Source organism: Sphingobacterium sp. UBA6645, assembly GCF_002455685.1.
GTDB lineage: Bacteria > Bacteroidota > Bacteroidia > Sphingobacteriales > Sphingobacteriaceae > Sphingobacterium > Sphingobacterium hotanense.
The window spans coordinates 35,362-48,104 of record NZ_DKLH01000016.1; the positions used below are offsets into that span (position 1 = coordinate 35,362).

The 12,743-nt window shown below is 40.3% G+C and carries 14 protein-coding genes; 8 read left to right on the plus strand and 6 right to left on the minus strand.

The window, feature by feature from the left end; genetic code table 11:
- Window positions 1-5: 5 nt before the first annotated feature.
- The 7 genes from tilS to B2400_RS02835 all read left to right on the plus strand — a co-directional run bounded on the left by tilS (window position 6) and on the right by B2400_RS02835 (window position 5,140).
- Window positions 6-1,331: a tRNA lysidine(34) synthetase TilS gene (tilS, locus tag B2400_RS02805; protein ID WP_293930641.1), complete on the plus strand. Its 1,326-nt coding sequence runs from the start codon at window positions 6-8 to the stop codon at window positions 1,329-1,331.
- 5 nt (window positions 1,332-1,336) lie between these two features.
- Window positions 1,337-1,822: a hypothetical protein gene (locus B2400_RS02810; RefSeq protein ID WP_149527114.1), complete on the plus strand. Its 486-nt coding sequence runs from the start codon at window positions 1,337-1,339 to the stop codon at window positions 1,820-1,822.
- An 82-nt stretch (window positions 1,823-1,904) separates the two neighbouring features.
- Window positions 1,905-2,204, plus strand: coding sequence for a DUF4834 family protein (locus tag B2400_RS02815; RefSeq protein WP_149527113.1), 300 nt, complete (start codon window positions 1,905-1,907; stop codon window positions 2,202-2,204).
- A 36-nt stretch (window positions 2,205-2,240) separates the two neighbouring features.
- Complete coding sequence (recF, locus tag B2400_RS02820) at window positions 2,241-3,350, plus strand: DNA replication/repair protein RecF (RefSeq protein WP_149527112.1); 1,110 nt, start codon at window positions 2,241-2,243, stop codon at window positions 3,348-3,350.
- Entirely contained in the window at window positions 3,337-3,651 is a 315-nt protein-coding gene (locus B2400_RS02825) for a DUF721 domain-containing protein (protein WP_149527111.1), read from the plus strand. The genes recF and B2400_RS02825 overlap by 14 nt, the downstream gene beginning before the upstream one ends.
- 27 nt (window positions 3,652-3,678) lie before the next feature.
- Complete coding sequence (locus B2400_RS02830; protein ID WP_293930642.1) at window positions 3,679-4,590, plus strand: EamA family transporter; 912 nt, start codon at window positions 3,679-3,681, stop codon at window positions 4,588-4,590.
- Complete coding sequence (locus tag B2400_RS02835; RefSeq protein ID WP_293930644.1) at window positions 4,580-5,140, plus strand: Crp/Fnr family transcriptional regulator; 561 nt, start codon at window positions 4,580-4,582, stop codon at window positions 5,138-5,140. The genes B2400_RS02830 and B2400_RS02835 overlap by 11 nt, the downstream gene beginning before the upstream one ends.
- Window positions 5,141-5,151: 11 nt before the next feature.
- Here B2400_RS02835 and B2400_RS02840 read toward each other — a convergent pair whose 3' ends face one another.
- The gene (locus B2400_RS02840; RefSeq protein WP_149527108.1) at window positions 5,152-5,976 is read right to left on the minus strand and encodes a nucleotidyltransferase domain-containing protein; all 825 of its coding nucleotides are present in this window, start codon (window positions 5,974-5,976) and stop codon (window positions 5,152-5,154) included.
- A gap of 95 nt (window positions 5,977-6,071) precedes the next feature.
- Between B2400_RS02840 and B2400_RS02845 the strand changes: the two genes are divergently transcribed.
- A complete protein-coding gene (locus B2400_RS02845; protein ID WP_149527107.1) occupies window positions 6,072-6,515 on the plus strand; it encodes an SRPBCC domain-containing protein in 444 nt (147 codons plus the stop codon).
- Here B2400_RS02845 and B2400_RS02850 read toward each other — a convergent pair.
- From B2400_RS02850 to hemA, 5 genes are all read right to left on the minus strand, one after another.
- A complete protein-coding gene (locus B2400_RS02850) occupies window positions 6,510-7,130 on the minus strand; it encodes an L-threonylcarbamoyladenylate synthase (RefSeq protein ID WP_149527757.1) in 621 nt (206 codons plus the stop codon). The genes B2400_RS02845 and B2400_RS02850 overlap by 6 nt on opposite strands.
- Before the next feature lie 93 nt (window positions 7,131-7,223).
- The gene (asnS, locus tag B2400_RS02855; protein WP_293930647.1) at window positions 7,224-8,669 is read right to left on the minus strand and encodes an asparagine--tRNA ligase; all 1,446 of its coding nucleotides are present in this window, start codon (window positions 8,667-8,669) and stop codon (window positions 7,224-7,226) included.
- Between the two features lie 70 nt (window positions 8,670-8,739).
- On the minus strand, window positions 8,740-9,711 hold the full coding sequence (gene hemB / locus B2400_RS02860) for a porphobilinogen synthase (RefSeq protein ID WP_286651083.1): 972 nt from the start codon (window positions 9,709-9,711) through the stop codon (window positions 8,740-8,742).
- Window positions 9,712-9,758: 47 nt separating this feature from the next.
- Complete coding sequence (gene hemC / locus B2400_RS02865; protein WP_149527104.1) at window positions 9,759-11,345, minus strand: hydroxymethylbilane synthase; 1,587 nt, start codon at window positions 11,343-11,345, stop codon at window positions 9,759-9,761.
- Window positions 11,346-11,451: 106 nt separating this feature from the next.
- Window positions 11,452-12,693, minus strand: a complete 1,242-nt coding sequence (hemA, locus tag B2400_RS02870) for a glutamyl-tRNA reductase (RefSeq protein WP_286651084.1) — start codon at window positions 12,691-12,693, stop codon at window positions 11,452-11,454.
- Window positions 12,694-12,743 lie beyond the last annotated feature (50 nt).

Sequence of the window (12,743 nt, forward strand, 5' to 3'; positions counted from 1 at the left end):
GATGTATGGCTACCATCAATAAGTTAAAAAGCTTTATCAAAGAGAAGCAACTGCTGTCTACGGCAGACAAGGTTCTATTGGCCGTGAGCGGGGGTAAAGACTCCATGTTGATGGCTTGTTTATTTCACGATTTGGGTTATCAGTGCATTATTGCACATTGCAATTTCCAGTTGCGAGGCGAAGATTCTGATCTGGACGAGGCGCTGGTTCGACAGTACGCCGATGAACTGGGGTATCCGTGTTTTGTAAAGCGTTTCGATACGGAGAAATATGCTAAAAAGCATAAGGAATCCATTCAAATGGCTGCAAGGACGCTACGTTATGCTTGGTTCGAGGAATTGAAGGCCGCGGAAGGATGTACCGTTATCTGCATTGCCCAACATCTGAACGACCATATTGAAACTGCTCTGTTGAATTTAACGCGCTCTACGGGCCTGCAAGGTTTGCTAGGTATATCGCCTCGACGTGAGGATATCGTCCGACCACTACTCTGTTTAACGGCTGAGGAGGTGGAAAAAACCGTAGGTGAGTATAATGTTAGGTATCGGGACGATCAGTCCAACTTTTCGACTAAGTATGCAAGGAATAAAGTACGCTTGGAGATAATCCCGAAGTTTAAGGAAATACAGCCCGAATTTGAAGCTATCATGATACAGAATATCAAGCATTTTGAAGATAGCTATAACTTTATAAAAAAACAGGTGGAGGCTATTCGTGCGCAAGTATTTCAGGAAGAAGAGAGTCGTACTGTCATAACAATGGAATCACTGGCGCCGTATATAAATGATAGCTACCTCTTGTTTGAACTTTTTAAACCTTATAATTTCAACAAAGAGATACTGATCGATTTGCAGGATTGCTTTGACAGAGGGATGGGGCAGCTGTTTGAATCCAATAGCCATGAACTGTTACTGGATCGCGATAAGTTGATTCTTCGATCTAGAGGAGATGTGGGAAAGCTAGAAATTAAGATCGAGAAGGGGATGAAGGTTGTGGATCTTGGGAATGCGAAATTGAAGTTGAAGAAGGGGAGTATTGATCTTCTCCATAAAGAAAAGCATCAGGTGGATGTGGATGCCGATCTCTTAATTTATCCACTAGAGATCAGGAATTGGCGCGAGGGCGATGTCTTTGTGCCTTTAGGTATGAAGGGGAGAAAGAAGCTGAGCGATTTTTTCATTCAGCAGAAAATAGATCGCTTCGAAAAGAACCGTGTGCCAATATTGCTGAATGGAAATGGGGAGATTATTTGGATTATCAACCATCGCCTAGATAATCGGTACAAAGTGACTGAAAATACAAAGAAAGTACTTACTTTAGTGTACAAATAGGAAGTATGGAGGAACAATTACTTTTTAAAGAGAAGCAATATTTAGGTAGAGATATGACATGGATCAGTGTTCGTTTGATCCTCGCCTTGTTCTGCTTCATTGCCTACTACATCAATTTAGAGCATATGCTTTCCCGGCAATTGTTCTTCATCGTTGGTGGTGGTATTTTGATTGTATCCATCATCATGCTTTACATGATTAGTTATAGAACTAAGGTTTTCCCCACCCATGTATTGTTAAGCGGCTTATGGACAACCTCTGTTGTTAAGATTGATTTGAGTTCTATCGTTAAAGTCGAGAAGAAACGTTATTCCAGCTTTATTTTCAACAATCCGGTCTACAACTTGCACAAGAATGGGAAGATTCGTTTTTATTCCGGTGGCAAGGATGCCGTATGGTTAACCGATCGCGATGGACTCATTTATGTAATTGGCTCACAGCATCCTCAAGAGTTATTTAACGCGATTGAAGAGGCTAGAGGCAAATCGTAAAAATTTGTTAACTGATATTTGCCTGACAATAGAATTTAGTTTGAAACCAATATTTTTTTAAATTTGGTAAAAAGCATTAAAAATGACATTTATCTATTTCCTTATATCCATTATTTTATTTTACTACCTTTTTAAGTTTGGTATGCGTCTGCTCATGCCGTTCTTTATGCGTAAGCTAACAGAGCGTTTGATGAACAAACAGCAACAATATGCCAACGAAGGTCCCTTCCAACAATCTTATGGCGATCCGTTTAGAGAATACAATCAACGTGAGACGCGTCATGATGGAAAAGTAAAAGTCGAGTTTACTCCGCCAAAGCAATCTCCGAAAAAAGGTACTGCTACTGCGGGTGAGTTCATCGATTTTGAAGAGGTAAAATAAGATAGAGCAACATAAAAAGCCTATCTTTGTGTTGCTATGTGGCTCAAACACCTTTCGGTATTAAACTTTAAAAACTATACGGAATCTACATTAGAGTTTCTTCCTGATACCAATGCCTTCACAGGGCAGAACGGTGCAGGGAAGACTAACTTGTTAGATGCTATCCATTATCTTTCTCTTTGTAAATCCTATTTCAATCCTATTGATTCTCAACATATCAAGAAGGGGGAAGATTGGTTTATGGTGCAGGGTGAGTTCGATAGGGAGCTGATGGCCGATCAGGTTTCCTGTAGTTTAAAGCGGAACCAAAAGAAGCAATTTAAGAAGAATAAGAAAGAGTATGGCCGCTTAGCAGATCATATCGGACAATTCCCCTTGGTGATGATATCGCCTAATGATTCTTTTATTATCATGGATGGCAGTGAGGAGCGTCGTAAGTTTATTGATAACGTCATCTCGCAAACGGATAACCATTATCTGGACTATCTCATCAATTACAACAGAATCTTGTTACAACGAAATACAGTGTTGAAAAACATTCGTGAAACCGGTGTCTTTGATGTTGGATTGTTGGAGGTTCTTAACCTGCAGTTGGTGGAGAGCGGTGAGCGAATCTTTAAAAGACGACGTGAGTTTATGGAGGCTTTCCTTCCGGAGTTTCAGCGGTATTATCAGTTTCTATCCGACGACTCAGAGCAGGTGAGCCTCATCTATGAATCGCAATTGCTGAGTAATGATTTTCTGCAACTATTGAGTTCTCAACTTGATAAAGATCGTGCGCTAGAGCGGACAACCGTTGGAATCCATAAAGATGATTTACTGTTCAGTATACATGAAGGGATGCCATTAAAGAAATTTGGGTCGCAGGGACAACAAAAGTCTTTCTTAATTGCACTAAAGCTTGCCCAGTACTCATTCTTAAAGAATAAAAAGCATTTCAAGCCGCTATTATTACTGGACGATATCTTTGATAAGCTTGATGATCAGCGGACTAAGAAGCTGATGCAATTAGTTTCGGAGGATGAGTTCGGACAGATTTTTTTAACCGATACGGATTCCTCAAGAATCGAGCGCATTTTTAAAGAAATTGAAAAACCTATTCGTATCTTTGAAGTAGAAGGAGGACAGGTTCATGGCGAAATATAGCGACGATGCATTTAGACGAAGTGACGATATCACGATTAAACAAGCCGTGGATAAGTTACTTGATGTGTACCGTCTGCGCCGTAAATTCGACGAAACTTCTATTATATCTGCATGGCCTGAGTTAATTGGCTCAGCCATCGCCAACCGAACCCAACAAATTTATATTCGCGATAGAAAGTTGTTTGTAAAAGTAGAGTCTGCAGTTATCAAGAATGAGCTAGCCATTATGCGCCGTCAGATAATAGGGCGTGTTAATGAATATGTGGGTCAGGTAGTGATCGAAGAATTCGTTATCCTTTAGTTCTTTTTATACTGTTTTTCTCTATCTATGAAGTACTATACATCAGCATTGCTGGGGTTTATTATTTGGGGTACTTTCGCCTTAGTACTAAAACCCCTCAGTGCGTTCGGAGCGCTTGACATCCTTATTCATCGTGTTATCTTTGCTGCAATTTCTATTGTCATCGCTTGCTTCTTATTCAGGAGAAAGCAAACACTCGCTAGCATTCATTATATAAGAACACTAGATAGAAAAGGGCAATTGAAATTGATTGCCAATGTTGTTTCTTCAGCCGTATTTCTTGCATTCAATTGGTTTTCCTTTATCTACGTCATGAACGCTATTAGCGTCAATGCCACGTCGCTAGCATACTTAATTTGCCCCATTCTAACCACTATTTTAGCCAGCATATTTTTGAACGAGAAGTTGAATAACGGACAATGGTTAGCTGTTGTTTTGGCGGCCCTTAGTTGTGTCATTTTAGCTTATGGACATTTCATGGACTTGTTCTACAGCATGATCATCGCATTGTCTTATGCATTCTATCTAATCTTACAAAAGAATAGCTTCCAAATTGATAAGTTCTTTTCTTTGACAATTCACATCGTGGTCAGCATGTTCCTTCTTTTGCCGCTATTAAGTATTGTAGATACAGCTACTGTGAAAACAAATGAGTTTTATTGGCTTGTACTTATTATTGCCGTTGGTTATACCATCATCCCTTTGTTCATGAATATCTTTGCTTTGAAAGGCTTGGATTCTTCTGTCGTTGGGATTCTAATGTATCTAAACCCCATAATTAGTTTCTTTTTAGCCGTTTTTTATTATCATGAACCAATCAACACACAACAGATTATCGCTTTTTCCATGATTATGTTGGCTATATTAGTATTCAATATAGCCTATATATATGAGCGGAAGCGAAAGTTAGGTGTGCAAACCATAAAACATGAACTTTAAGGAGTCTTTATTTCAGATGTTTGAAGTGTCGGATGATCAGGCCGACTTAATCTTATCTAACTTCAAAGAGGAACATTTAGATAAGAATGCCATGTTCTTGTCGGAAGGTAAGCAATGTGAGAAGTTAAGCTTTGTAAGTTCAGGCTATTGTCGAGTGTTTAAGATGACACCAAATAAGGAAGTTACTCAATGGATTGGTGGCAACGGATATTTTATAACTGACTTGGCATCCTTTCTTTTTGACCAGAAGGCTATCTGGAGTATTGATGCTCTAACACCAGTAACTCTTTGGACACTAAACAAGCAGGATTACCTAACATTAGAAAATGAGATTCCAGATTGGAATGTATTAGAAAAACGTTTTATTGCCAAATGCTTTATGGCTTTAGAGCAACGTATTTTTAATTTCATTGCACTATCCGCAGAGGAGCGATATCAGCAGTATTTTGAGCAACAAAAAGATCTGTTCAATCAGGTTCCTTTACAGTATATCGCTTCAGTATTAGGTATGAGTCCTGAAACGCTATCTAGGATACGGAGTAAGGGCTAATAGTCAAAACCCTAATAGAAAGAGATTAAATTCTGCACATCGGCTAACAAGACCTCTAACATGCCGATACTTGGACTGTCCTGCTCATATAATCTTCCAAATATTTCATTAATCCGTTCTTCATACTTACTTGGAGCGAACTCAAAGCGATCAATACGTTGAATCGCTTTTTTTTCGTTTAAAAAGTACACTTTATTCTTAGCGAAAATGACTTGATTTAATGCAGATACCATCCTGAAGATATGTCCACTGAGATAATACCGATCCGCTGAGGAAATAGCCTTCTTAGCAAGCATCAAGGAAAAGTCGGCTTCGAATAAGTAGAATTGTATTACCGAAGCCTGTAGATTGTCCGGATACTGCTGTGCTAATGCTTTAAGATCTCGAAAGCTATGGTCTTTGGCATATTGTATTTTACTCGCTGCCAATTCCCCACGATACATAAAACTGAGGTAGGCGTGTGGATGTCCTAAATGGTAATTGTTAGAAAATATACCAGCATTAGTCTGATCGATAACATTTTCTACCCGCCCTAAATCTCTAAAAATAAGATCTACCGCCTTTCCATCTATCTGCAACCACCCTCCAAAATTTACCCATTGCCCCCAATCGCCTTCCTTTCCTATTAAATGATTCCGATGTTGATCATCTAGGGATTTCGCTATACTATTCAGCTCATCATAATCAAGACAGTGAGGTTTGTAATACAAACCAATGTCAATATCAGAGTCTTGGTTAAAGCTTGCTGTTGCTCTAGAACCTCCGAGGACTATACCTTCGATGCACGATAAAGCTGAGAATGCCGATGTTACTTTCTGTAGAATGTTATCCTCCATAGAGATCTCATATTGATTATCCAGCTTTAATTTACAAAAAAATCTTCTTGATAAATGTCAAGTGGCTTTGGAGTTTCTGCCACTACCTTTGGAGTATGAAAGAAATACTAGAAACTCAGGTGATGATTAATGCGCCAGCAGCAGCTGTTTGGGATGTATTGAGCAATTTTAAAGCATATCCGGAATGGAGCCCCAGCGTTCGCGAATTTGAGGGAACTCCAATTGTAGGGAAAAGAACGAAGGTTCTTTTGCAACAACCCGGAGGCACTTCCATCAAGATGAATCCTATTTTCTTGAAAATCGACAAAGATAAAGAATTGCGTTGGAAGGGTAGGTTAGGTATCAGTGGTATCTTCGATGGTGAACATTATTTTTTCCTCGAGGAAATTTCGGCGGAGCAAACTAGACTAATACAAGGCGAGATATTCTCGGGTATCCTTGTGCCATTCCTGAAAAAAATGATACATGGAAACACATTAGCCGGCTTCGAGGCCTTCAACGCCGCTATAAAGAACAGGGTAGAGGAGCAGGGACTATAAATATAAGTCCAAGTCGCCTTTTCCTTCCCTGATAATCTCAAATTCGCCGGAAGTCACATCAACAACCGTGGATGCAACGTTGTCACCATATCCGCCATCAATAACAAGATCTACTTTCTCCTGATACTTCTCATAGATCAATTCGGGATCAGTGGAGTACTCGATGATTTCGTCTTCATCGTGGATGGATGTCGTTACGATAGGATTACCTAAAGCTTTCACGATATCCCTCACGATATTATTATCGGGAACACGAATACCTACCGTCTTTTTCTTCGAGCTCAATAGTTTCGGAACCTGTGAACTCGCATTGAAAATAAAGGTAAATGGGCCAGGAAGAGCTTTCTTCAACACCCGGAACACCGTCGTGTCAAAAGGCTTCGTGTATTGAGAGATATCCGTTAGGTCATAACAGATAAATGAAAGGTTAGACTTGTCTGGCTTTAAACCGCGGATAGCACAAACCCTTTCAATTGCCTTCTGATTCGTAATATCGCATCCCATACCATAAACTGTATCCGTAGGATAGATGATTACCCCACCTTTGCGCAGGATTTCTACCGCCTGATCAATAGATTTAGGATTCGGGTTGTCGTTGTATATTTTTACTAGCATAGCCATGTCTAATCGTAATGTGTTTCTTAGGATAAACAAAAACCGTCAAAATTAGTTTGTTTTGACGGTTTTTGTGTTTATATGCAATGCGGTTTAAAACTCCGCATTATTAGGTGTTCTTGGGAAAGGAATTACATCCCGTATGTTCGTCATTCCTGTAGTAAATAATACTAAGCGTTCAAAGCCGACTCCAAAACCAGAGTGTGGTACTGAACCAAAGCGACGTGTATCTAGGAACCATTCCATCTCTTCCGTTGGAATACCAACTTCGCCCATTCTGGTAATTAGTTTTTCTAGGTTTTCCTCACGTTGTGAACCTCCAACCATCTCACCAATACCCGGGAACAAGATATCCATCGCACGAACAGTATTTCTACCTTCCGCATCTACCGGATTCTGTTTCATATAGAAAGACTTAATCTCTCTAGGATAGTCTGTAAGAATTACCGGCTTCTTAAAGTGTTTTTCCACCAAATAACGCTCGTGCTCAGACTGTAAGTCTGCTCCCCATCCTTCAATCAAGTATTTAAATTGTTTCTTTTGATTTGGCTTGCTCTTCTGCAAGATCTCTACCGCTTCCGTATAAGTTACGCGTTCGAAGTCATTGCCGATTACGAAGTTTAACTTCTCTACTAAGTTTAATTCAGAACGTTCTGCTTGAGGTTTTGATTTCTCTTCTTCCAACAAACGGTTCTTCAAGAATTCAATCTCCTCCGGGCAAGTGTCAAGGGCATAACGGATCACATATTTCAATAAGTCTTCCGCCAAATCCATATTATCTTCCAACTCGTAGAAAGCCATCTCCGGCTCAATCATCCAGAATTCCGCTAAGTGACGTGTCGTATTCGAGTTCTCCGCACGGAATGTAGGACCGAAAGTATAGATATTACCAAAGGCCATAGCCGCTAATTCTCCCTCTAACTGGCCAGATACGGTTAAGTTAGTTGCTTTACCGAAGAAATCTTCTTTAAAGTCTATCGCTCCAGACTCTGTGCGCGGAGGATTATTCAAGTCTAAGGTAGTCACTTGGAACATTTCGCCAGCACCTTCAGCATCCGAACCCGTAATAATAGGCGTATGCATATAAACGAAATCTCTTTCGTTGAAGAATTTGTGCACAGCGAATGCAAGCGCATTACGAACTTTAAAAACCGCATTGAACGTTCCTGTGCGGAAGCGTAGGTGCGCAATCTCACGTAAGAACTCCAAGCTATGTTTTTTCGGTTGCAAAGGATATTTCTCAGGATCAGAATCCCCAATAATAGAAACTTCCGTAGTTTTTACCTCTACGCGCTGTCCCTTTCCTTGCGACTCTACCAAAGTGCCTTTCACACGTACTGCCGCACCAGTAGTAATACGTTTTAAGATCTCATCTGCTGTATTCTCAAAGTCAACAACAGCCTGTATATTATTGATGGTCGAACCATCGTTGATAGCAATAAATTGATTATTACGGAAAGTACGAACCCAACCCTTTACGATTACTTCTTTTCCGAATTCTTCCGATTTTAATAAGTCTTTAATTTTAGTATGTTCCATTGTATTCAAAAGAATGATAGTAGGCTAATTTGTAAGCCCTACAAAAATAGCCATTTAATTGATTTATCAGCTATTTCACCCAGCCTTTTTCGATCACTTCCTTCGCATGATAGGTCAGGATAGAAGTTGCTCCCGCGCGTTTAAAGCTCAATAGCGTCTCCAAAATAACCTGCTCACTCAACCATTCGTTAGCGATAGCAGCCTTTAACATAGCATATTCACCAGAAACGTTATACGCAGCAATCGGTAAATCAAAGTTGTCGTGAAGTAATTTAATCACATCTAAGTATGGAAGACCAGGCTTCACCATTAAGAAGTCTGCACCTTCTTCCATATCCAATTGCGCTTCAATTAGTGCCTCGCGGCTATTTGCCGGATTCATTTGATAAGTTTTCTTATCGCCTTTTTTCGGAGCCGAACCCAAGGCGTCGCGGAAAGGACCGTAATATGCCGATGCGTATTTCGCTGTATAAGACATCAGTGAAACATTTGTGAATCCATTCGTATCCAAAACATCACGTAAATAACCAATACGGCCATCCATCATGTCCGAAGGCGCGATAATATCAGCCCCCGACTCAGCATGTGCTAACGCCATCTTTCCTAATACCTCTAAGGTTTCATCATTCAAGATTTCACCATTCTCTACGATTCCATCATGACCGTCGGAACTGTACGGATCCATAGCCACATCAGTAACTACACAAGCCTCCGGAAAGCGCTGTTTTACGGCTTCTATTGCACGTAAATATAAGGTGCCCTTACGGTAGCTCTCCGTAGCATATTTATCTTTTAAAGACTCCTCAACAGCCGGGAATAGGTCGAATGCCTTCAACCCGATATTCATACAGCTTTCAACCTCACGCAGAAGGTTGTCAACAGAATAACGGTAAATACCAGGCATGGAGGATACTTCAACCTTTTGGTTTTCTCCATCTACAATAAACAAGGGGAAAATCAAATTAGCAGCAAACAAGTGATTCTCTTGAATCATATCTCTCACAACTGCTGATTTTCTGTTTCTTCTAGGACGGTGTATCATGATAATTATTTAAAATGAAAGGGGGCATGCCCCCTTATATATTGTTTTTAATAGTCTAATCCAAATATAGCTTCTGCTAATCCAATCTCATCTGGGGAATATGGAAGGGTATATTTTAATCCCATTTCGCTGATCACTTTGGCAGTGCTGTTTCCGATACAGATGATTTTCTGCCCCGGATCAACCAAGTTCTCACGGAAATAAGCCTCCACATTGCTAGGGCTTGTAAAGATCAATACATCAGCATTGCTCTTGTCCACCTCTTCTTCAATGACCGTCTCATAGATCGGCATATCGATAATCTTGGTATTCTCGGTCAATGCCTTGCGGATTGTCTGTAAAGAGCCTTCGGCACGAGGGAATAGAACCGTCTGCCCATCTACCAATTTCGCAAACTCCGAACCGATACCTTCCGTATTGATACCAAGGTGGTCGCCAGTGAAATCAGCCGTTCTATTGAACTTCCGTAGCGTCTCTTCAGATCCTCTCCCTAAAACTGCAATCTTTGTCTTCTTCAAAATTAGAGGTTCTAATTTGAAGAAGTGCTCAATGGCATTTCTACTGTTGAAGAAAATCCAGTCTGCACGCTTCAAGATAAATGAATCCAGCTTATTGATGGTAGGGAAGATACGGATCAATGAACGATCGTCAACCGCGATATTATGTTTCTTTAAAGATCGCGCTAAGTAGGAGTTCTCATCCAAATCGCGTGTAATGAAAATTGAGGAAGGCAACTTTCTATCCTTGCTGTATTTCGAAAAGATCTTCTCGGCCATACCTTCCGAAGTTTCTGCTTCTAAGAATACGCGATCCGGGAAGTCTTCGTTATCATCCGCAATGGAAGTCCAAGATTGGAATTTTCCATCGACTTTACGGCAGTAGCTACCTAGTGGCGCATGGCATCCGGCATCAAACAGGTTCAATACCTTACGCTCAACGGCGATTGTTTCCGCGACATCTGCATCATTGATGCCTTGAAGAACATCGAAAAGTTCCTTATCATCTTCACGGATCTGAATAGCCAACACCCCTTGCGCAGGTGCAGGGACTAACATAATCGGAGATAACTCCTCAATATGAAAATCGGAAAGATCCATGTTGATACGGCTTACGCCAGCCTTCGCCAACATAATCGCATCATATTTCTCATCTCTTAATTTCTGAACGCGTGTTTGTAAGTTCCCACGTAAGTCGTCGAACTCCAGATCCGGACGGATAGAAAGTAATTGTGCTTTACGACGATTAGAAGAGGTACCGATGGTTGCCGCATGCTTTACCGAAAGGCGCTTGCTGATATCCACACAGTCTTTATGAATAATCAGTACTTCCGAAGGATCCTCACGGTCTGATACCGCTGCGATAATCAATCCCGGAGGATTTACTGTAGGAAGGTCTTTATGTGAATGCACAGCTAGATCAATTTGTCCAGATAGCAACTCTTCTTCCAATTCTTTGGTAAAGAATCCCTTTCCTTCCAGCTTATCCAAACGTAAATGTTGGATGATATCGCCTTGGGTTTTAATAATTTTAAGTTCGGCTTCAACACCAATCTCTGCTAATCGATCCTTCACAAAGTTAGCTTGCCATAATGCCAATTCACTGCCTCGTGTACCGATGGTAAGTTTTCTATTCACGTTCAAAGATTTACAAATGAATGATTCGGTTGCAAAGTTAAGGAAATAGGGAATTAGTTCCGCCCTTTTAATGTCAGATTACCGAATAATTTATGAAATTTTAAGACTAATTGCTCTCTGATTCTGCAGATTTCACTAGAATCTCTTTCGCCATTACCATAGGTACTTTGATATATTTTTTCTCCATGTAATTAATGACTTTATTCAGAATCTCACGAGCCTGAGGATCAAGCTGTTCTACCTCATTCGCGAACACTTCGGTCATCGCCATCGAACGTATTTCCTTGATTTTCTCAGGAACTTGTTTCATAGCGACTTCAACGCGACGTTGCTTCAATATAGGTAAGAACTCCTTAATGTTCTGTGCGATAATCTCCTCGGCATTTTCCAATTCATCATATCGCTCTTGGATATTCTTTTCTGCAATCTGTTGTAAACTGCTTACTTCGATGTATTGAATAGGATATTTAGCAATAACTGCCGCATCGATATCATTAGGAACCGCTAAGTCAACAATTACCTTTCTATCATCCTCACCATTAAGCAATGAAGTATAAAGTTCTTCGTTAATGATCGCTTCAGGCGCACCTGTACAGGTAATCATCACATCGAAACCTTTTTTATAGTTCTTCAGTTCGCTCAATGGATAAGCTTGCCCTTGCAATTCCTTTGCTAAAGGTTCTGCGTTGGCAACTGTTCTATTGAAGATGGTAAAGTTACTGTATTTATGTTTTCTTAGGTATTTCGCTAAATTTTGATTGGTCTCACCAGAACCGATAACCAGAATTCTTGGGTTTTCTGATAATTTAACCTCACGAAGCTTGCGGTATGCTAGAGAAACAACCGAAATTGGGTTGCGTGAGATATTGGTATAGGTATAAACTTCTTTTGCTGTTTTTACTAAACGATCCATCATTAAACGAAGGAAGTCGCCCGTGAAGCCTGCAGCTCTACAACGGTCGTATGCACGACGAATCTGCGCTAAGATTTCTTTCTCCCCAACGACCAAGCTCTCCAGAGAACATGATGTGCGGAACAAATGGTTCAAAGCGTCTAAGCCTTCATATCTGTCGACTTGACCCAGGTAGCATTGCATGCGTTCAGCAGGAACGCAGAAGTTCATCTTGTCTAGAAACTGTACTACAAAATCATCGTTCAATTCATGCGCACCATAGAACACAAACTCTACGCGGTTACAAGTACCGATGTAAAATATTTCCGAGATGTCTAAACTGTTTTTTAGGTTAATAAGGCGGCTATCCAACTCCTCATTGCATATAACCAAACTCCCCAAATCTTTTAGATCGACATGTTTATGGGTAAACGCTATAACTTTTAAATTCTTCAAAGCCTAATATTTCGCCAATAATTTTGTTATGCAAATGTAGATTAAAACAA

Bases quoted from the DNA above. Each gene is read 5' to 3' on its own strand.
- B2400_RS02840 (WP_149527108.1), bottom strand. From the start codon at position 5,976: ATGGAGGATAACATTCTACAGAAAGTAACATCGGCATTCTCAGCTTTA.
- hemB (WP_286651083.1), bottom strand. From the start codon at position 9,711: ATGATACACCGTCCTAGAAGAAACAGAAAATCAGCAGTTGTGAGAGAT.
- asnS (WP_293930647.1), bottom strand. From the start codon at position 8,669: ATGGAACATACTAAAATTAAAGACTTATTAAAATCGGAAGAATTCGGA.
- B2400_RS02845 (WP_149527107.1), top strand. From the start codon at position 6,072: ATGAAAGAAATACTAGAAACTCAGGTGATGATTAATGCGCCAGCAGCA.
- B2400_RS02815 (WP_149527113.1), top strand. From the start codon at position 1,905: ATGACATTTATCTATTTCCTTATATCCATTATTTTATTTTACTACCTT.
- recF (WP_149527112.1), top strand. From the start codon at position 2,241: ATGTGGCTCAAACACCTTTCGGTATTAAACTTTAAAAACTATACGGAA.
- B2400_RS02830 (WP_293930642.1), top strand. From the start codon at position 3,679: ATGAAGTACTATACATCAGCATTGCTGGGGTTTATTATTTGGGGTACT.
- B2400_RS02825 (WP_149527111.1), top strand. From the start codon at position 3,337: ATGGCGAAATATAGCGACGATGCATTTAGACGAAGTGACGATATCACG.
- B2400_RS02810 (WP_149527114.1), top strand. From the start codon at position 1,337: ATGGAGGAACAATTACTTTTTAAAGAGAAGCAATATTTAGGTAGAGAT.
- B2400_RS02835 (WP_293930644.1), top strand. From the start codon at position 4,580: ATGAACTTTAAGGAGTCTTTATTTCAGATGTTTGAAGTGTCGGATGAT.
- tilS (WP_293930641.1), top strand. From the start codon at position 6: ATGGCTACCATCAATAAGTTAAAAAGCTTTATCAAAGAGAAGCAACTG.
- B2400_RS02850 (WP_149527757.1), bottom strand. From the start codon at position 7,130: ATGCTAGTAAAAATATACAACGACAACCCGAATCCTAAATCTATTGAT.